Below are 20,826 nucleotides of genomic sequence, written 5' to 3'. Positions count from 1 at the left end.
ACTCTAAGAAAGATTAACTTCATTAGAGAAGTCCGACTTGTTTCTCAACTTAGTCCATAATATGGTACAATATGAGGTAGACTTTAGAAAAGAGATAGAGAGAATGGAGTGAAACAAATGGCAAAAGAACATTCATTTGATATTGTTTCAGATATTGATGGTCAAGAGGTAGACAATGCCATTGTCCAAGCAATGAAAGAGATTAAAAACCGCTATGATTTTAAAGGATCTAAAAGTTCAATTGAACGAACAGATGATGATCATATTACGATTATTTCTGATGATGAATACAAACTAGAAAGTGTTATTGATATTTTGCAATCAAAATTTATAAAACGTGGCCTTTCACAAAAAGCAATGGATTTTGGGAAAATTGAACGTGCACATGGCGGGACAGTGCGTCAAGTCATCACCTTAGTTAAAGGTTTGAGTGCAGACCGTGCTAAAAAAATCACTAAACTCATTCGTGATGAAAAGCTTAAAGTAAAAGCACAAATTCAAAACGAACAAGTTAGGGTAACAGGGAAAAGCATCGATGACTTACAACATGTAATTCAAGTTATGAAGCAGCAGGATTTCGACTTCCCTGTTCAATTTGTCAACATGAGATAATGTACATAGGAAACTGACGAAAGAAGGGACGTTTGGTGAATTTACCTAATAAAATTACGATTTCAAGAATTTGTTTAATACCGATTTTTATGGTGTTTCTGCTTGCACCGCTGCCAATGGGACAGTGGGAATGGTTAGGCGTTGAGATACCTGTGGCTCATTTTATTGCAGCATTGCTTTTTATATTTGCTGCGGCAACAGATTGGTTAGACGGGTATTATGCTAGAAAGTTAAACCTTGTAACCAATTTTGGCAAGTTTCTAGACCCGCTAGCAGATAAATTATTAATTACTGCTGCTCTAATAGGCCTGGTAGAACTTGGTGCTCTTCCTGCTTGGATGGCTATTGTTATTATCAGCCGTGAGTTTGCAGTGACAGGTATCAGGCTTGTCGCTGCTGCAGATGGTCAAGTAATTGCAGCCAGCAATTTAGGTAAATGGAAAACAGTGTGGCAGATTATCGGTATCTCTGCTCTTATGCTGTATAACCTGCCGTTTGAAGCATTATCTATCCCTTTTGCAATGATTTCAATTTGGATTGCTACGATCTTAACGCTGCTTTCTGGAATTGATTATTTCATGAAGAATCGTCATGTTATTTTAAAATCTAAGTAAAAGGGGGGAGAGTATGAAAGCGGAAATTATAGCCGTTGGTTCCGAATTATTACTTGGCCAGATCGTGAACTCAAATGCTGCTTTCTTATCCGTGGAACTAGCTCAGCATGGAATTGATGTATTTTATCATGTTGTGGTTGGTGATAACGAAGAACGGTTGACTGACGTTCTCAACCAAGCTTCTAAGAGATCTGATTTGGTTATATTAACTGGCGGGCTAGGTCCCACTAAAGATGACTTAACGAAAGAAACCGTTGCTGAGATCTGCGGGAAAGATCTTGTGTATCACCAACAATCGTTAGATGCTATTACTTCTTTCTTTGAAAAAAGAGGGCAGGTCATGACGGAAAATAACAAAAAACAGGCGCTTGTCATTGAAGACAGCCATGTATTGGTTAATCATAATGGAATGGCGCCTGGAATGGTTTTGGAGACCGATCAATGTAAGTTTGTGTTGCTTCCCGGCCCTCCAAAAGAAATGCAGCCAATGGTGGTGTCTGAATTAAGACCGCTGCTTGAGAAAGACAATGTGACACAGGAGAAAATTACATCCCGAGTCCTCAGGTTTTTTGGGATAGGCGAATCCAAATTAGCAGCAATGATTGATGATTTGCTTGTCAACCAAACCAACCCTACGATTGCACCGCTTGCTAGCGAGGGTGAGGTTACTTTGCGGCTGACAGTCAAACATTATGACCCAAACGTAAGTGTCCAGCTCCTTGATCAAGTAGAAAAAGCCATCCTTTCTCGTGTCGGAGAATATTTTTATGGGTACGGTGAGACAACGTTAATGGAAGTCGTATCTAAGCAGCTTAAAAAACATAAGTACTATATTGCGGCTGCTGAAAGCTTAACGGGAGGCCTTTTCTCAAGTGCACTTACATCCATTTCAGGAGCCTCTGAGATTTTTCATGGAAGTATTATTTCTTACGCAACAAAAGTGAAGGAAAATCATTTAGGTGTACCGAATAAAATTATTGCTGAAAACGGAGTGGTAAGTGCAGAATGTGCCTTGGAAATGGCTAAAGCTGTTAAACTGAAGCTTCAATCAGATATTGGGATCAGTTTCACAGGCGTTGCTGGACCTGGTACACAAGATGGTAAAAAGCCTGGAGAAGTTTATATCGGAATATGCGGCCCGAACAATGAGATGGCCGTACATAAGTTAAAACTAAGCGGCAACAGAGAAGCCATTCGTCAGAGGACGATAAACTATGGTTGTTTTTATTTGTTGAACGAACTGAAAAGGTGGAATATAGAATAATGACATATTTTAGTGATTTTCAGATTTCAGAACCAATTAAACGCGCTATTAAGGACATGGGTTTTGAAGAACCATCTCCTATTCAAGAAAAAGCTATTCCAGTTATTCTTGAAGGCGGAGATGTTATCGGACAAGCACAGACAGGGACGGGAAAAACAGCCGCATTTGGTATTCCTGTTATTGATAAAGTGACCGAAGAGCGCTATGTTCAAGCATTGATTCTAACTCCAACAAGAGAGCTCGCCATTCAAGTGTCAGGGGAATTGCAAAAACTATCTGCTCATAAACGAATTCGAACAATGCCTATCTATGGCGGACAATCGATCGGCCATCAGATTAAAGCATTAAAACAAGGCGTGCAAGTTGTGATCGGAACACCAGGAAGAATTCTTGATCATATCCGCCGGAAAACGCTGCAATTAAATAAAGTTCACACGATTGTGTTAGATGAAGCGGATGAAATGCTTGATATGGGATTTGTTGATGATATTGAGTCGATTTTGCGAGAAGTAAAAGGAGCAAGACAGACGCTTTTATTCTCAGCAACTATGCCTCCTGCCATCAAAAAGCTTTCCCGCCGTTATATGACGACTCCAAAAACCGTGACGATTAATAAGGGGGAAGTTACTGCCCCTTCTATCGATCAGCTTTACTATAAAGTGCTTGAACGTAATAAGATTGATTCCCTTTGTCGTATTATTGATAGTGAAGAAGTGGATCTTGGTATTTTATTTTGCCGTACCAAAAAAGGGGTTGCTGAATTAACAGAAGCCCTTCAAGCAAGAGGATACTTAGCTGATGGGCTTCATGGTGACCTAACACAATCGCAGCGCGATGCGGTGATGAAGAAGTTTAGGGATTCATCGATAGAATTTCTAATTGCAACGGATGTAGCTGCTCGTGGTATTGATGTGGATAATGTAACTCATGTAATTAACTATGATATCCCGCAAGACCCGGAAAGTTATGTTCATCGAATTGGCCGTACCGGGCGAGCTGGACGTAAGGGGCTGGCTCTTACACTTGTTACCCCGCGTGAAATGAAGCATCTTCGCTCAATTGAACAGGAAATAAAAATGGCCATTCCTTCACAAGATGTGCCGACAATTGAAGATGTGGTAGAAAAGCAGCAAAGTTCATGGAAGAAGCTTGTTCATGATACAATTGATACAGGTGGAAAGGAATTTGAATTATTTAAACCGCTCGTACAAGAAGTGTTAGCTGACCACAGTCCTGAGGATGTAGTGGCTGCCCTGTTAAAAATGAATTTCTCAAATGATTCTGCAGCTGAGGAAGCAGGATACAATTTTGGCGAGACTGGCGGAGCTAAGGGAATGGTGCGTTTCTTTATTAATGTCGGCCGTAATGTGAATATGAGTCCTAAAATTCTAATTGAAGAAATTTCTGAACTCGTTGGTATTCCTGGAAAAGCCATTGGCCGTATTGATATTTTCGAGAACTTTACTTTTGTTGAAGTGCCTGAAGATGTAGCGCCATTTGTTTATGAAGCCCTGCGTTATTCAAGAATTAATGGGGCTCGTGTAAACCTTGAACCAGCTAAACCGCGTCCAAAACGCGACAATCGTACACCACGCCCTACGAAAGCTCGTTCTTCTTAACGTTTGATGCTAGACCTCTCTTTCCTGAAAGTTTGGTCTAGCATTTCTCTTCTTCTCTACCTTTGAAATTCCCTTCGTCATAAGCTTCAAACCTCACTCCTATAAAAAACCGAATAAATGTTCGTAAAAACTATTGGCAAATGACTCAAAAGAGGGTATGATGAACAAGTAAGATTCTTTCATTCAACAATATGATTAATAGATTAGTTTATATATAGAGGAGAGATGTTCAATGGGTGATCGTAAAGCAGCTCTTGATATGGCGCTTCGCCAAATCGAAAAGCAATTTGGTAAAGGTTCAATTATGAAATTAGGAGAGCAAGTCGATCAACGTGTATCAACTGTATCCAGTGGTGCGCTGGCACTTGATATTGCACTAGGAGTAGGCGGGTATCCTCGCGGCCGTATTATTGAAGTGTACGGACCAGAATCATCTGGTAAAACGACGGTTGCTTTGCATGCAATTGCTGAAATTCAGCGTAACGGCGGCCAAGCGGCATTTATTGATGCAGAGCATGCGCTTGATCCGGTTTATGCTCAGAAACTTGGAGTCAATATTGATGAATTGCTATTATCACAGCCGGACACAGGTGAGCAAGCTCTTGAAATTGCAGAAGCATTAGTGCGCAGCGGAGCAGTTGATATGATCGTCATAGATAGTGTGGCGGCTCTTGTGCCAAAAGCAGAAATCGAAGGGGATATGGGAGACAGCCACGTTGGTCTGCAGGCTAGACTTATGTCTCAAGCTCTTCGTAAATTATCAGGAGCAATTAATAAGTCGAAGACGATTGCTGTATTCATTAACCAGATCCGTGAAAAAGTAGGGGTTATGTTTGGGAACCCAGAAACAACACCAGGAGGCCGTGCACTGAAGTTCTATTCTTCTGTCCGCCTTGAGGTGCGCCGTGCAGAAACGTTGAAGCAGGGTAACGATATGGTCGGTAATAAAACGAAGATTAAAGTAGTTAAAAATAAAGTAGCGCCGCCATTTAGACAAGCAGAAGTAGATATTATGTACGGAGAAGGGATCTCACGCGAAGGTTCTATCTTAGACATTGCTGCAGATCTTGATATTGTTCTAAAAAGCGGAGCATGGTATTCTTTTAAAGAGGAGCGTCTTGGTCAAGGCCGGGAAAATTCTAAGCAATATTTAAAAGAAAACCCTGATGTTGCTTCTGAAATTGAAACGCTTATTCGTGATCATCACGGGTTAAACGGAGAAATAAAAGTAGACCCAGCTACTGATGAAGAATTTGAAGATGTGCCATTAGACTTAAAATAATCAGATTGAAATAGAGCTTGTGATCATTTAATCTATACGTTAACACGGTTGATGAAACATGCTCTAGCGAAAATCATATTGAAATTAAGAATAAGCACCTAGTTTAGGTGCTTATTCTTTTAACATTCGAGGTGTGCGATGAAATTTTTATATATAACGGATACCCATATTAGAGGGACGACCCCTAAAAATAGAAAAGATTCATTTGTAGAAACGATGACCACTAAAATTAAAGAAGTGATAACGATCGCTAACCGTGAGAAGGTAGATGTCCTCCTGCATGGAGGAGATGTATTTGACCGTCCAGATCTTTCTCCCAATGTAGTTGGTCAGTTTGCTCGTCTATTTAAAGAAGCCGAAATGCCTATCTTTGCAATTGCGGGGAATCATGATACATATGGACATAACCCAGAAACAATCTCACGAACAATGCTTGGGCTCTTAGATTCCTTTGGATTAATGACTGTCATCCAGCCTGATGCGCCTGTATTAATAGAAAAGAACGGTGTGAAGGTGCAAATCTCCGGTCAGCCATATCATTATGATCTTGACCAACGTGATCCTAAGCTTGATTATTATCCTAATAATGAGCACGAGGCAGACGTCATGATTCACTTAGTACACAGTATGTTAGTAGAAAAAGCATTGCCAGATGGAATTCCCCACACATTAATTGATCATATATGGGGAACGAGTGCTGATATCGTATTAACAGGCCATTTTCATGGAGGCTTTGGGCTTAAAGAACGTGATGGTAAATATATATGTAACCCTGGTGCGATGGCAAGGGTAAATAACCACTGGACCGAGATTAGCAGAATCCCCCAATATGTTCTAGGTACCATTGATTCAACTGGCGCAATCAATCTTACGCTGCATCCATTACAAACGGCTGAAAAAGGGGACGACGTCCTTGATCGTACGTACTTAGAAAAAGCTGTGCACCAAGAAGAAAAATTACATGAGTTTGTACAGCAAGTAAAGGAACAATCAGAGTTTAAGTCGCTAAAAATGGGAGATATTATAGCTGAAATTGCTGCTTTATCAAATGTTGAAGAAAAAGTTCGTCAAGAAGCTTTACGAAGGATTACGATCATAGAGGAGACCTGGAAGGGGGGAGACGATGAATAATATCGCTTCGCTTCGATTAGAAAACTTTCAATCTCATTTAGATACAACCATTGAATTTTCTGCAGGATTAAATGTATTAGTTGGACAGTCTGATAGTGGGAAAACAGCTATAATACGAGGGGTAAGGTGGGTATTGTTTAATCAGCCAAGAGGAACGGATTTTATGAGAGTTGGGGCTGATTTTGCAAGGGTGACGCTTACCTTTACTCATGGGGTAACGATTGTGAGAGAGAGGACAAGCTCAAAAAATCGATACATAATTAAAGAACCAAATAAAGAAGATCTTGTACTAGAGGGCTTTGGCATACATGTTCCACAAGAGGTGCTTGATGCACATGGCATGCAGCCGCTAAGAGTAGATAGAGATCATGATTTAATCATCCACCTTTCTCAACAATTAGATGGTCCTTTTTTATTAGAGCAGACATCTTCTCTGCGTGCAAAAACGATTGGAAGAATTAGCGGGGCGCATTTTCTTGATATGGCTATCAGAGATACTTCAAAAGATCTTTCGGGCCTTAATCAGCGGGTGAAAATGGAAGAAACAGAACTAGAGCACCTTACAGTAGAACTAGAACCATATCAAACTCTTGATAAGCAACGGACAAAGCTTGATCAAGCAGGAGAAAAGTTAGATAAGCTGAAACATGCCGAACGAAAGCTTGATAACCTCTATGAACTTAAGTCTGCTCTTCAAAAGCTTTCAAAAGAAAAAGAGGAGACTGTTACACAGTTACAATTAGTGGAACAGGTTCACTTATGGGAGGAAGCCTGGAATCATATAAAACAAACCCATGCCTACGCCAAGTCACTTGATCATAAACGTGCTGAGATTGAACTGGTAGGGCAGTCGATTAATAAGTGCAGAGAATGGATTGATAAAACGAAGCATATTTCGGATGCTCAAGGAGCTTGGGAGCTTATACAAGATAAGGTAAGCCAAAAGCAAGAGCTAATAAAACTAAAGCAACGTTACAGTCAAATGATTGAACAAAAAAATCAGATTAACCGCCAGTTGGCGCAAACTGATTTTATCCAGGAAAAAGATTGGTCAATTCTTGCTGTCATTGAAAAGAAAAGAGCTAAAGTTGAGCAATTAAGACAACTTCATGTACTGTATAAACAAGTTGAAAAAGCAATAGAAACAACGAACGATATGTATAGAAAAGTCCAGCATACGAAAGAAGCAGAGAGCCATAGAGAAAAATTAGAGCATAAGCTGATGAATTATCAAAGGCTTAAGCAATTAAAGGAACAAATGCATGAGGTGAACACTAGAATCATCGAAGGAAATCGTTTTATGAATCAAAAAACAGAAGAGATGCAAAGGTTAGAACGAGAATTTGAAGAACAATTAATGCATATTGGAACATGCCCGACTTGCGGGAGCAGTTTAGAGCAAGGGAGCAAAAATCAATAATCAGGAGGGCTATTATGAAACACGTTGAACAAGATTTAACTACGATGAGAAAAGCGATTGATAAAGCAAGGGATATGAGATACAGAGCGGAAGCTAAATTAGAGGAGCTAGAAAATCAACGAACTCGTCTCTTAAATGAATTAGAAGACTTAGGTGTCTCCCCGGACTCATTAGATGACGAAATTAATCGATTGGAACGTGAGATTGAACAATCGTTAAATGACACATGGGCACTTATTCCTCGGGAGCTAATTAATAATGAATAATCAAGGAGACCTTAGGAAGGAGAGAATGAACCAAATAGAGCTCTCACTGAAAAAGGCCCATGATGAATGGACACGTCAAGATGCAAAGAGGCGTTTACTTATAGAGCAGATGAAGAAGAAAGAACAGTCTGTATTAGAGTATAAAGAAACAATTGAAACGTATGAGAAAGCTAGACTTTTACTTCAGCAATCTGCGGAGTATGCTAGAGAACAAGCCAAACAGCAAATGGAGACGTTAGTGACAAATGCTCTTCAGTATGTATTTGGACCTCTATTTTCTTTTCAAATAGAAATAGAAGAGCAAGGAAATAAAGCAGTAGCTGAATTTTATGTTGTTTCAGATTATGAAGGGATTAAGGTGAAAACGAAACCTCAAGATGCAAGGGGAGGCGGGGTTGTTGATATTGTTACGTTAGCTCTACGCGTAGCACTCATGGAAACAATTCAGCCAAAAGTTGAAGGACCGCTGCTTTTAGATGAGCCAGGGAAACATGTGTCGGGGGAATATGTATATTATTTATATGAATTTTTAAAATCTTTGAGTACGATGTTTGGCAGACAAATCATTATGATCACCCATAATCAGCATTTAGCAGAGTCTGGGGACTTGGCTTATCAAGTATCAATACAGGATGGAATCAGTGAAGTCATCAGGATTGACAACACTTGACATCACAAGTATCGAGGCTTACAATTAGGGAGAATGCGGTGTATTTTTTTTGTCATATTATTTATTCCGCAACCACTGTATACTATCGTATGCATCTTTTAATTAATGAAAGTATGACACAATTGGAACCAACAATTAGATAGCAAGGGGAGGTGAAAGAATATGGAAAGTATGGTAATGTTCATCTCCATTTTGCTTGTTGTCTCTGCAGTAAGTGCAGTTGTTGGATATCTTGTTAGACGATCCATTGCAGAAGCGAAAATTTCCAGCGCGGAACATGCAGCAAAACAAATTGTTGAAGATGCTAGACGTGAAGCTGAAGCGAGTAAGAAAGAGGCCATTCTGGAAGTGAAGGATGAGGCTCACAAAATTCGCATTGAAGCTGAACAGGACATTCGTGAACGGAGAAATGAGATTCAAAAACAAGAGAATCGTTTGGTTCAAAAAGAAGAGATTCTTGACCGTAAAAGTGAAACCTTAGATAAGAAAGAGGAGTCTTTGGACAAGAGGGAGGAGTCTCTCACCAAAAAACAACGACAAGTTGAAGAGATGGATAGCAAAGTGGAGGAAATCTTGAACAAGCATCAAGCAGAGCTTGAGCGCATCTCTGGATTTTCTCGGGAAGAAGCTCGTGAGGCAATTCGTACCGAAGTTGAGCAAGAGCTTGCTCATGAAACAGCACTTATTATCAAGGAGCGAATGGCACAAGCAAAAGAAGAAGCAGATAAGAAAGCAAGAGAAGTATTATCACTTGCAATCCAGCGTTGTTCTGCTGACCATGTTGCAGAAACAACTGTATCAGTTGTCAACTTACCGAACGATGAAATGAAAGGTCGTATTATTGGTCGTGAAGGACGTAATATCCGTGCATTAGAAACATTAACTGGGATAGACCTTATTATTGATGATACTCCTGAGGCAGTTATTTTATCAGGATTTGATCCTATTCGTCGTGAGATTGCTCGTACAGCGCTTGAGAAACTTGTACAAGATGGAAGAATTCATCCTGCTAGAATTGAAGAGATGGTTGATAAATCAAGACGTGAAGTTGATGAAGCAATTCGTGAATACGGAGAGCAGACAACCTTTGAAATGGGTATTCATGGCTTGCATCCAGATCTCATTAAGATCTTAGGTAGATTAAAATTCAGAACTAGTTACGGACAAAATGTGCTTAAGCACTCTATGGAGGTTGCACATTTAACAGGTCTGATGGCTGCTGAATTAGGTGAAGATGTGAAATTAGCTAAGCGTGCCGGCTTACTTCATGATATCGGTAAAGCAATTGACCATGAAGTAGAAGGAAGCCATGTTGAAATTGGTGTTGAGCTGGCTACGAAATACAAAGAACACCCGGTTGTCATTAATTCCATTGCTTCCCATCACGGTGATACTGAAGCAACTTCTATCATAGCGACACTTGTAGCAGCGGCAGATGCCCTATCTGCAGCAAGACCAGGTGCACGTCGTGAAACACTTGAGACGTACATTCGTCGTTTAGAGAAACTAGAAGAGATATCAGAGTCATTTGAAGGGGTAGAAAAGACGTATGCGATCCAAGCTGGTCGTGAAGTGCGTATTATGGTAAGACCGGATGTGGTTGATGATACGAGAGCTCATAAACTTGCTCGAGATATCACTAAGAAAATTGAAGATGAACTTGACTATCCAGGACATATTCGCGTTACCGTTATACGTGAGACCAGGGCAGTTGAGTATGCTAAATAAAGTGGCATTTTGCCACTTTATTTCTTTTTGTCTGAAGATGCAACGACATTGAAAGCATGCTATGATTTACATACAATGATTTGAATTTAATGTTTTGATAACTAAGATTCGATAACTAAGATTTGATTACAATGATTAAAGCATAATGAAGATGCATAAAGGGGTTATTATGAGAATTTTATTTATAGGTGATGTATACGGTGCACCAGGCCGTAAAATGATTGATGAATATGTACCGAAATTAAAACAGCATTACAAGCCGGCTGTTACAATTATTAACGGGGAAAATGCGGCATCCGGCCGAGGAATTACAGAAAAGATTTACAAAGGATTTCTATCAGCAGGTGCCCAAGCCGTTACACTCGGTAATCATGCTTGGGATAATAAAGGAATTTTTGAATTTATCGATCATGCGAAGACACTTGTACGACCTGCGAATTTTCCGGCAGGCACACCTGGTGCAGGTTATACGATGGTTAAGATTAATCAATTAGAAGTCGCAGTTGTCAATCTTATGGGCAGAACATTTATGCAGCCGACGGATTGTCCATTTAAAAAAGCTGATGAGATCATTGAAGAAGTGTCCAAACGAACGCCATTCATTTTTGTGGATTTTCATGCAGAAGCAACGAGTGAAAAGCAGGCAATGGGCTGGTATTTAGATGGTAGAGTAACTGCTGTTGTAGGAACCCATACACATGTCCAAACTGCAGATAATCGAGTGCTGCCAAAAGGAACGGCCTTCATGTGTGATGTAGGGATGACAGGGCCTTATGATGGCGTACTCGGCGTAGATAAGGAAGCTGTTCTTTATAAATTTTTAACGTCTATGCCTGTTAGGTTTGAAGTTGCTGAAGGAAGGGAACAATTAAGTGGAGTGGTGATTGATGCAGATCCTAAAACTGGTCTCGCAACATCTATCGAGCGAATACTCATAAATGAGGATCACCCATTTTATCAATAATAGATGATGGCTCCTTTCTTCGCTTCATTTGTAAAAAAGACAGGAATAAGTGTAGGGTTGTAGAAATACGTATGAAGTAGAGCATCATCTTGTACAAGGCTAGGTGCTGTGATTTAAGTAACTAACTGTTCATCATCGTCTAAGGCTAGATAACCTAATTGAGACACGTATGAGGAGGTACAAGAAATGGAAGTATTAAAAGTTTCAGCAAAATCTACACCAAATTCTGTAGCTGGCGCTCTAGCCGGTGTTATCCGTGAAAAAGGGTCTGCAGAAATTCAAGCAATTGGAGCAGGAGCTCTCAACCAATCGATTAAAGCTATTGCGATTGCTAGAGGGTTTGTTGCACCAAGCGGCATTGATTTAGTATGCATTCCAGCTTTTACGGATATTCAAATTGATGGAGAAGAACGGACAGCCATTAAGCTTATTATTGAACCGAGATAGTCATTTATAAATGACTAACAATGATTATTTTAAAAAAGTGCAGGCCGTTTAGGCTTGCGCTTTTTTCATTTCTCTCCAGCTTTCGGCTATAGATGGAACTCTGGGTCAATTAAAGGTGAAAAAACTTGCTTTTTTCTTTGAGAAGGACTATCATTATGACGTTTGAAAGTAAATCTTTCATTTAATCAATTTTTAGTAAATCTATTAAATTACTCGGAATGATGATACACTTATTCTATTTAATACTTTTCATTATTATTCAGTTTTTAATATTACTCAGTTTTTATTATTACTTAGATAGAACATAGAGAAAAATGGCTACAGCCAAAGGAGTGGGGCAGATGAGAAACCAATTGTCTTGGAAAGTTGGAGGGCAGCAGGGTGAAGGTATTGAAAGTACCGGTGAAATCTTTGCAACAGCACTTAACCGTTTAGGGTACTATTTATATGGATATCGTCACTTTTCATCACGTATAAAAGGTGGTCACACAAATAATAAAATCCGCGTTAGTACGACACCGCTGAATTCAATTTCAGATGACTTAGATATTCTTGTAGCATTTGACCAAGAAACGATAGATGTCAATATTCATGAGCTTCGTGAGGTAGGCGTCGTTATTGCAGATGCTAAATTTAACCCAGTGCTGCCTGAAGGAAGTGTAGCTCGTTTATTCGCTGTTCCTTTTACAGAAATTGCAAATGACCTAGGTACTTCATTAATGAAGAACATGGTTGCTGTTGGGGCTTCTAGTGCAATTTTAGGATTAGAGCCAGATGAATACCGTGAAGTTGTAGAAGAAATCTTTTTGAAAAAAGGCCAATCCATTGTTGATAAAAACATGGAAGCAATTCATGCAGGAGCGGCTCATTTTAAAGAAGAAGCAGATGGAAACCTGCCAAACTTACAACTGGAAAAAGCTGATGGAAAAAAACGCATGTTTATGATTGGTAATGATGCTATTGGTATGGGTGCAGTAGCTGCAGGAAGCCGATTTATGGCTGCTTACCCGATTACACCAGCATCAGAAATTATGGAATATATGATCAAAAAGCTCCCTGAATTTGGCGGAACGGTTATTCAAACTGAAGATGAGATCGCAGCTTGTACAATGGCGATCGGTGCAAACTATGCCGGTGTACGTTCATTTACAGCCTCTGCAGGTCCTGGTCTTTCCTTAATGGCTGAAGCGATCGGCTTATCAGGTATGACTGAAACCCCGCTTGTGATTATGGATACTCAGCGTGGAGGCCCTAGTACAGGGCTTCCAACGAAACAAGAGCAGTCTGATTTAATGGCGATGATCTACAGCACTCATGGAGATATTCCTAAAATTGTTATCGCTCCAAGCTCGGTAGAAGAAGCTTTCTATGATACAGTAGAAGCATTTAATTTAGCCGAAGAATATCAATGCCCAGTTATCCTAGTTACTGATTTAGCTTTGTCCCTTGGGAAACAAACGGTTGAACCTCTTGATTTTAATCGAGTGGAGATCCGCCGCGGCAAACTAGATCTTGCAGCAGAGCTTCCTGAGAGAGAAAATAGTGCGTACTTTAAGCGTTATGAAGTAACAGAAGACGGCATCTCACCACGTGTGATTCCAGGGATGAAAAATGGGGTGCATCATGTAACGGGTGTTGAACATGATGAGACAGGAAAACCATCAGAAAGTCCAGAAAATCGTAAAGCGCAAATGGATAAACGTATGCGCAAAGTGAATAATCTGCCAAAACAGTTTAAAGATCCATTATTTGTAGATGCCAAGCATGACGAGGCAGATTTGTTAGTAATCGGTGTTAACTCAACCCGCGGAACGATTCAAGAAGCAATGCCGCGTCTTGAAGCTGACGGAGTAAAAGTAAACCATGCTCAAGTGCGTCTCTTGCACCCGTTCCCAGCAGATGAACTAAAGCCTTTGATTGATCGCGCTAAAAAAGTCGTTGTAGTAGAGAATAATGCGACAGCTCAGCTTGCTACGATTATTAAGATGAATATCGGAACGGACAAAATTCAAAATCTATTAAAATATGATGGAAATCCATTCTTGCCGAATGAATTACATCAATCATGCAAGGAGTTGGTCTAAGATGGCGACATTTAAAGAGTTTCGTAACAAAATAAAGCCAAACTGGTGCCCAGGTTGTGGAGACTTTTCTGTTCAAGCAGCGATTCAACGGGCGGCAGCAAATGTCGGCTTAGAGCCAGATAACCTTGCTGTAGTATCAGGGATCGGATGTTCAGGACGTATTTCTGGCTATATTAATGCGTATGGTCTTCATGGAGTCCATGGCCGTGCCTTGCCGATTGCTCAAGGGGTAAAGATGGCTAATAAGGACTTAACTGTTATTGCATCTGGCGGTGACGGAGATGGATTCGCAATTGGGATGGGACACACGATTCATGCAATCCGCCGTAATATTGACGTGACCTATATCGTCATGGATAACCAAATTTACGGTCTAACAAAAGGCCAGACGTCTCCTCGTAGTGATGTCGGATTTAAAACAAAGAGTACACCAAACGGTTCTGTTGAATCAGCTCTTAATGTTATGGAAATGGCTCTTACAGCAGGTGCTACGTTTGTGGCGCAAAGCTTCTCAAGTGATCTTAAAGAACTAACGTCATTAATTGAGCAAGGAATCAATCATAAAGGTTTCTCTTTAATTAACGTTTTCAGTCCATGTGTGACATTTAACAAGGTGAATACGTATGATTGGTTTAAACAAAATATCACGAAGTTAAGCGATGTGGAAGAGTATGATGCATCTAACCGTATGACTGCAATGCAGACGCTGATGCAGCATAATGGATTAGTAACAGGATTAATCTATCAAAATAGTCAACAGCCTTCATACCAAGAGCTTCTAGATGGCTATTCAGTCCAGCCATTAGCTGTACAGGACCTCGCTTTAGATGAAGAGAAATTCAATAAAATGATGGCTGAATTTATGTAAGAATAAAGAGTCTGGCATATGCCAGACTCTTTTCTATACAGAGAAGGCATTGATGTCATACAAGTTTCATTGTTTTTCACAAGAAACATCTTTATAATATACAATTGAACTATGTATTAGGATAATATGATTAAACGATTGCAATTGGAACGTTTCTGATCGATTCAGGTGGAAGGAGATAGAACGATGAATGAAGATCAGCGTTTAGGACGCTTAGGAAATACAGAAAGTCAATCCGAACAGGACGTAAAATCCTCAGACGGTGCGAAAAAAGATTACAGTAAGTATTTCGATTTCTCTAATGCAAAAATTATTTCAGAAGAAGAAAATAAGAAAATTATTCGTATTCAAGGTCGTGATATTCAAATCACTGACCAACCTGATTATAAGCAAGGGAAGCGTCGAGGGAAGGAAGATGTACAAGTCCTTAGGCCAGATGATTTAATTCCTGAACCCATGCAAGGAATAGGCAATGGAAAGACATTTCACATCCGCACGTATGGCTGTCAAATGAATACGCATGATTCAGAGAACATGGCCGGCCTTCTAACAGAAATGGGCTTTACTGAAACAGATGATACAAAAGATGCAGATGTCATTTTACTTAATACGTGTGCCATTCGTGAAAATGCGGAAAATAAAGTGTTTGGTGAAATCGGGCACCTAAAGTCTTTAAAGAAAGAAAGACCGGAAGTTATTTTAGGGGTATGCGGCTGTATGTCTCAAGAAGAAAATGTCGTAAACCGCATTATGCAAAAGCATCAGCATATTGATATTATTTTTGGTACACATAATATTCACCGCTTGCCAAGCCTTCTTCAAAACGCTATTTATGGAAAAGAAATGGTGATTGAAGTTTGGTCAAAAGAAGGGGACATTGTAGAGAATATGCCCCGTAAGCGTGAGGGTAAAACTCAAGCATGGGTCAACATTATGTATGGCTGTGACAAGTTTTGTACGTACTGTATCGTACCTTATACCCGCGGTAAAGAGCGCAGTCGTCTGCCTGAGGATATTATTGATGAGGTTCGTGATCTCGCTCGCCAAGGCTACAAAGAAATTACCCTGCTAGGTCAAAATGTTAATGCGTACGGAAAAGATCTTAAAGACCGTGATTACCGCCTGGGACATTTAATGGATGATATTCATAAAATTGATATTCCACGTGTACGCTTTACAACGAGTCATCCAAGGGATTTTGATGACCATTTGATCTCGGTTTTATCTAAAGGGGGCAATCTTGTAGAACATATCCACTTGCCTGTTCAGCACGGAAATTCAGATATCTTAAAGCTTATGGCAAGAAAATATACAAGAGAACAGTATGTAGAGCTTGCTCATAAAATCAAAATGGCTATTCCTAAAGCATCCTTTACAACGGATCTAATCGTCGGTTTCCCAAATGAGACAGAAGAGCAGTTTGAAGACACCTTATCACTTGTACGCGAAATTGAGTTTGATAGTGCTTTCACTTATATTTATTCACCTCGTGAGGGAACGCCTGCTGCTAAGATGAAGGATAATGTTCCTATGGAAGTGAAAAAAGAACGTCTTGCGAGATTGAATGCCTTAGTCAATGAAATTTCAGCTAAGAAAAACCTTGATTATCAAGACCAAGTCGTAGAAGTACTCGTTGAAGGTGAAAGCAAGAAAGATCCTGATGTATTAGCAGGCCGTACACGTACAAATCGTCTTGTTAACTTTAAAGGTCCGAAGTCAATTATAGGCGAGATTGTGTATGTAAAAGTAAATGAAGCAAAAACATGGTCATTAACTGGAGAATTGGTTGAAAATGCGGAGGTGCATGTATAATGAATGCAACATATACAAGAGAAGATATTCGAATGAAAGCAAAAGAACTTGCGAAAATGATGGCTGAAACGGAAGAAGTAGATTTCTTTAAACAAGCAGAGAAAAAAATTAATGAACACCTGAGAGTACAAGAGCTGATTGCTGAGATCAAAAAGCTTCAAAAGGAAGCTGTGAATCTACAGCATTACAATAAAACAGAAGCGTTAAAAGAAGTTGACCAAAAAATTGATGCGCTTCACCAGGAAATCGATGAGATTCCTCTTGTTCAAGAATTTAAGCAAAGCCAAATAGAAGTAAATGAACTGCTTCAAATGGTGTCAAAAACAATCTCTAAAACAGTGACTGATGAAATTATTACATCAATGGGCGGAGACCTTTTAAAAGGAACGACAACAAAAAGTCCTTATTTTGATGGCGGATGCCAATAACAGATCGTAACCTTATGTTCCCTAGAGGAATGTAAGGTTATTTTTTTGTTTACGTAAGTTGATTTCCTGTACTAAAACCTAATCTTGCCTCATAACGTGATAAGGAAAGAGTAACAGGTATGATATTCTTTTCGCACATTCATTAATTAGCCCGCATACAATGGGCATGAAAGAAAATGGGGGAGTAAGTAGGCAGTAGCCGACACGACCACCATGGGACGGATAAGAGAATAGGAGGTTCAATTACATGGCACAAACAAGAAATGACGGAATGTATCGGGAAATTATTACAAAGGCGGTTTGTGGGAAGGGGCGAAAATTCTCTGAGGCTACACATAAAATAAAACCTGCACACAAACCGTCAAGTATTTTAGGTTGCTGGATTATTAACCACAAATACGGTGCGCAGAAAAAAGGAAGCAATGTAGAAGTAGATGGAAGCTATGATGTGAATTTATGGTTTTCCTACAACGACAACACAAAAACGGAAGTGGCGACTCAAACGGTGAATTATACCGATGTGATCCCACTATCGATGCAGGATCAAAACGTGCTATCGGATGATATGGAAGTATTTGCACGGGCCTTGCAGCAGCCAAATACCCTTGAAGCATCGATCTCAGAAAACGGGGAACATGTAAATGTTGAGGTAGAAAGAGAATTTGTTGTAGACTGTATCGGTGAAACAAAGATGGCGGTGGCTGTAAATCCTGATGGGGTGATCGACGAGTTTGATGTGGAAGATGACGAGTTTGATGATATTAGTGATGAAGAATATGAGAAGCTTGACCCGAATTTCCTGCATAAAGAAATGGATAATTAATACCTAGAGTCAGAAGGAGCTTATCTTTCTGACTTTTTTATGTGCTCAAATGGATAGTCTAGAGGGGTGTTGTGATCTAATGCGATGAGCAGGGCCCTGTGTTATAATAAGATGAATGTTTTTAGGAACGGTGGAGGAGAATAATGGCACAACTAACCCCAATGATGCAGCAATATGTAGACATTAAGGCACAATATGAGGATGCCTTTTTATTTTTTCGTTTAGGCGATTTTTATGAAATGTTTTTTGATGATGCTGTAAAAGCAGCACAAGAATTAGAGATCACATTAACAGGCAGAGGGCAAGGAGAGGACCGAATTCCGATGTGCGGTGTCCCTTATCATTCTGCTGATCAATATATGTCTAGGCTGGTTGAAAAAGGCTATAAAATAGCTATTTGTGAACAAGTGGAGGATCCAAAGACCGCAAAAGGTGTAGTGAAAAGAGAAGTCGTCAAGATGCTTACACCAGGAACAGTCATGGACGGAAAAATGATTCGAGAGAAAGAGAATAATTACTTGGCAAGTTTTAGTATATTTGAAGATGAATCAATTGGAATCGCACGTTGTGATCTGACAACTGGTGAAGGTGCGGTGACAATGATTCAAGGAGGACAAACTGAACTGCTGCAAGAGTTAAGTGCAACTGGTGCAAAAGAAATCGTTGTGAGCCCGAATATAGAACGTGAACAGCTAACAGAATTAGAGCGCCTCTTAGGTGTTACGGTTTCTTATGAGGAAGAAGCAGCGCTGGATGAGAGATATAAGCATTTAGTTGAAGACCTCTCGCAATCTAAGCTTGTCACTACGTATGGAAGATTATTAAATTACTTAAGCCGCACTCAGAAACGATCACTTGACCATCTTCAAAAAGTAGAGTGGTATCATGCAGAAGAATATATGAAGCTTGATTTGCATACGAAGCGTAATTTAGAGCTTGTTGAGACGCTGCGCGAGAAAAAGAAGAAAGGTTCGCTTTTGAGCATTGTAGATCATACGGTCACTGCAATGGGCGGACGTTTATTAAAACGCTGGATTGAAAGACCTTTACTTGATGAGGCAAAAATAAGCGGGCGTCAAAAAGCAGTGACTGCCTTTATGAATGATTACTTCTTGCGTGAAGAGATTCGTGATGAGTTAAGACAAGTATATGACCTTGAACGCTTAGCAGGGCGAATTGCTTATGGAAATGTGAATGCAAGAGAGTTAGTTCAGTTGAAAAAGTCGTTACAAAAGATTCCTTTGATAGAAGAGAAAGTGACGAGTTTAGATGATTCTTTTAAAGATCGCTGGTTTACTAACGAAGCGCCGTTTGAACAAGTGATTGACTTGCTCGAGCGAAGCATCGTGGAAGACCCTCCGATTTCAATTAAGGACGGGGGGATGATCTTAGAAGGGTTTAATCAAGAGCTTGATACGTACCGGGATGCAAGTGTGAACGGAAAGAAATGGATTGCTGAACTCGAACAGAAAGAAAGACTTGAGACAGGCATTAAATCATTAAAAGTCGGATTCAATAAAGTGTTCGGATATTATTTAGAAGTGACCAGAGCAAACAGACATCTGCTTGAAGAAGGCAGGTATGAGCGAAAACAAACGCTGACTAATGCTGAACGCTTTGTCACACCAGAACTGAAAGAAAAAGAAGCATTAATTCTTGAAGCAGAAGAAAAGATGGAACAGCTGGAATATGATTTATTTGTCATGATTCGAGAACAGGTAAAAGACTATGTCCCTCACTTGCAGGCACTCGCACAAACAATTAGTGAAATTGATGTGCTTTTAGGTTTTGCAACGGTCAGTGAGAAACAACATTATCAAAAACCGGTATTACGTCCAGTAGGTGATGTGCTGATTGAAGGAGGGCGTCATCCAGTTGTAGAATCAGTTATTCAAAAAGGAGAATATGTTCCAAATGATGTAGCCCTGCACCCAGGGCGTGAAATGCTCTTAATTACCGGACCTAATATGGCTGGTAAGAGTACGTATATGCGCCAGCTCGCCCTCCTGTCCATCATGGCTCAGATCGGATGTTTTGTTCCTGCAGAAAAAGCAGAGCTTCCCATTTTCGATCAAATTTTCACAAGAATTGGAGCCGCTGATGATTTAGCAAGCGGACAAAGTACATTTATGGTTGAAATGCTTGAGACACAATACGCTCTAAGTAAAGCAACGGAATGCAGTTTAATATTATTAGATGAGATTGGGCGAGGCACATCGACGTATGATGGAATGGCCCTTGCACAAGCCATCATAGAATATATTCATAATGAGATTGGAGCAAAGACATTGTTTTCAACTCATTATCATGAATTGACAGCCCTTAGTGATGAGTTAGAGCATGTTCAAAATGTCCATGTATCAGCAGTAGAAGAAGATGGTAAGGTCGTTTTCCTGCATAAAGTAGTAGATGGACAAGCTGATCGAAGTTACGGAATTTATGTGGCACAATTAGCAGAGCTTCCAAAAGAAGTGACGAGCCGAGCTGAACAATTATTAAAAGTACTTGAAGGGCAAAACCAAAAAGCTTCCATTTCAACAGAAGTGGAAATAGGGAATGAAACGGATAATTCAAAAGTGAAGGAGCCCGTCACACAGCTTTCATTATTTGGAGAAGAACTGATAGATAATAAGAATCAAAAAACTGCGGAAAAGAAAAATGACAGAAATAAACTTCATACAAAAGAAATGGATGTTCTTAAAAAGATTCAAGAGGCAGATCTGATGAACTTATCCCCTTTTGAAATAATGAAGTTAATAAATGACTGTCAGCAAGAGCTGAAGTAAGCAGGATA

Annotated in this window: 18 protein-coding genes; all 18 read left to right on the top strand. The window is 39.8% G+C overall.

Features of this window, described 5'->3' with window-relative positions:
* The first annotated feature begins 117 nt into the window (after positions 1-117).
* The 18 genes from BPOF4_RS11375 (at position 118) to mutS (ending at position 20,818) form a co-directional block, all read left to right on the top strand.
* Complete coding sequence (locus tag BPOF4_RS11375) at positions 118-612, top strand: YajQ family cyclic di-GMP-binding protein (protein WP_012959321.1); 495 nt, start codon at positions 118-120, stop codon at positions 610-612.
* Between the two features lie 35 nt (positions 613-647).
* Complete coding sequence (gene pgsA / locus BPOF4_RS11370) at positions 648-1,226, top strand: CDP-diacylglycerol--glycerol-3-phosphate 3-phosphatidyltransferase (protein WP_012959320.1); 579 nt, start codon at positions 648-650, stop codon at positions 1,224-1,226.
* Between the two features lie 13 nt (positions 1,227-1,239).
* Positions 1,240-2,490: a competence/damage-inducible protein A gene (locus BPOF4_RS11365; protein WP_012959319.1), complete on the top strand. Its 1,251-nt coding sequence runs from the start codon at positions 1,240-1,242 to the stop codon at positions 2,488-2,490.
* Positions 2,490-4,109 (top strand): DEAD/DEAH box helicase, encoded by a 1,620-nt coding sequence (locus BPOF4_RS11360; protein WP_012959318.1) that lies wholly within the window; start codon positions 2,490-2,492, stop codon positions 4,107-4,109. Before BPOF4_RS11365 ends, BPOF4_RS11360 begins: the two co-directional genes overlap by 1 nt.
* A gap of 232 nt (positions 4,110-4,341) precedes the next feature.
* Complete coding sequence (recA, locus tag BPOF4_RS11355) at positions 4,342-5,391, top strand: recombinase RecA (RefSeq protein ID WP_012959317.1); 1,050 nt, start codon at positions 4,342-4,344, stop codon at positions 5,389-5,391.
* 138 nt (positions 5,392-5,529) lie between these two features.
* The gene (locus tag BPOF4_RS11350) at positions 5,530-6,522 is read left to right on the top strand and encodes a metallophosphoesterase family protein (protein WP_012959316.1); all 993 of its coding nucleotides are present in this window, start codon (positions 5,530-5,532) and stop codon (positions 6,520-6,522) included.
* Positions 6,515-7,942: an AAA family ATPase gene (locus BPOF4_RS11345; protein ID WP_012959315.1), complete on the top strand. Its 1,428-nt coding sequence runs from the start codon at positions 6,515-6,517 to the stop codon at positions 7,940-7,942. The genes BPOF4_RS11350 and BPOF4_RS11345 overlap by 8 nt, the downstream gene beginning before the upstream one ends.
* A gap of 14 nt (positions 7,943-7,956) precedes the next feature.
* Entirely contained in the window at positions 7,957-8,208 is a 252-nt protein-coding gene (locus BPOF4_RS11340) for a hypothetical protein (RefSeq protein ID WP_012959314.1), read from the top strand.
* Entirely contained in the window at positions 8,201-8,878 is a 678-nt protein-coding gene (locus BPOF4_RS11335; RefSeq protein WP_012959313.1) for an ATPase, read from the top strand. Before BPOF4_RS11340 ends, BPOF4_RS11335 begins: the two co-directional genes overlap by 8 nt.
* Before the next feature lie 162 nt (positions 8,879-9,040).
* Positions 9,041-10,606 carry a ribonuclease Y gene (gene rny, locus BPOF4_RS11330; protein WP_012959312.1) on the top strand — a complete coding sequence of 522 codons (1,566 nt, stop codon included), beginning with the start codon at positions 9,041-9,043 and terminating at the stop codon, positions 10,604-10,606.
* Between the two features lie 169 nt (positions 10,607-10,775).
* Complete coding sequence (locus BPOF4_RS11325) at positions 10,776-11,570, top strand: TIGR00282 family metallophosphoesterase (RefSeq protein ID WP_012959311.1); 795 nt, start codon at positions 10,776-10,778, stop codon at positions 11,568-11,570.
* A gap of 186 nt (positions 11,571-11,756) precedes the next feature.
* Positions 11,757-12,017 carry a stage V sporulation protein S gene (locus tag BPOF4_RS11320; RefSeq protein ID WP_012959310.1) on the top strand — a complete coding sequence of 87 codons (261 nt, stop codon included), beginning with the start codon at positions 11,757-11,759 and terminating at the stop codon, positions 12,015-12,017.
* A 341-nt stretch (positions 12,018-12,358) separates the two neighbouring features.
* Positions 12,359-14,101 carry a 2-oxoacid:acceptor oxidoreductase subunit alpha gene (locus BPOF4_RS11315; protein WP_012959309.1) on the top strand — a complete coding sequence of 581 codons (1,743 nt, stop codon included), beginning with the start codon at positions 12,359-12,361 and terminating at the stop codon, positions 14,099-14,101.
* 1 nt (position 14,102) lies between these two features.
* Positions 14,103-14,969 carry a 2-oxoacid:ferredoxin oxidoreductase subunit beta gene (locus BPOF4_RS11310; RefSeq protein WP_012959308.1) on the top strand — a complete coding sequence of 289 codons (867 nt, stop codon included), beginning with the start codon at positions 14,103-14,105 and terminating at the stop codon, positions 14,967-14,969.
* Between the two features lie 186 nt (positions 14,970-15,155).
* On the top strand, positions 15,156-16,781 hold the full coding sequence (gene miaB / locus BPOF4_RS11305; RefSeq protein WP_012959307.1) for a tRNA (N6-isopentenyl adenosine(37)-C2)-methylthiotransferase MiaB: 1,626 nt from the start codon (positions 15,156-15,158) through the stop codon (positions 16,779-16,781).
* Positions 16,781-17,209: a YlbF/YmcA family competence regulator gene (locus BPOF4_RS11300; RefSeq protein ID WP_012959306.1), complete on the top strand. Its 429-nt coding sequence runs from the start codon at positions 16,781-16,783 to the stop codon at positions 17,207-17,209. The genes miaB and BPOF4_RS11300 overlap by 1 nt, the downstream gene beginning before the upstream one ends.
* A gap of 247 nt (positions 17,210-17,456) precedes the next feature.
* A complete protein-coding gene (locus BPOF4_RS11295; protein WP_012959305.1) occupies positions 17,457-18,032 on the top strand; it encodes an outer spore coat protein CotE in 576 nt (191 codons plus the stop codon).
* Between the two features lie 143 nt (positions 18,033-18,175).
* Entirely contained in the window at positions 18,176-20,818 is a 2,643-nt protein-coding gene (mutS, locus tag BPOF4_RS11290; RefSeq protein ID WP_012959304.1) for a DNA mismatch repair protein MutS, read from the top strand.
* The last annotated feature ends 8 nt before the right edge of the window (positions 20,819-20,826 follow it).

The sequence above is a fragment of the Alkalihalophilus pseudofirmus OF4 genome, from assembly GCF_000005825.2.
In the GTDB taxonomy this organism is placed as follows: Bacteria; Bacillota; Bacilli; order Bacillales; family Bacillaceae_D; genus Alkalihalophilus; species Alkalihalophilus pseudofirmus.
The sequence above is the reverse complement of the archived record's forward strand: the minus strand, read 5'-3'. Positions and strand labels throughout refer to the sequence as shown.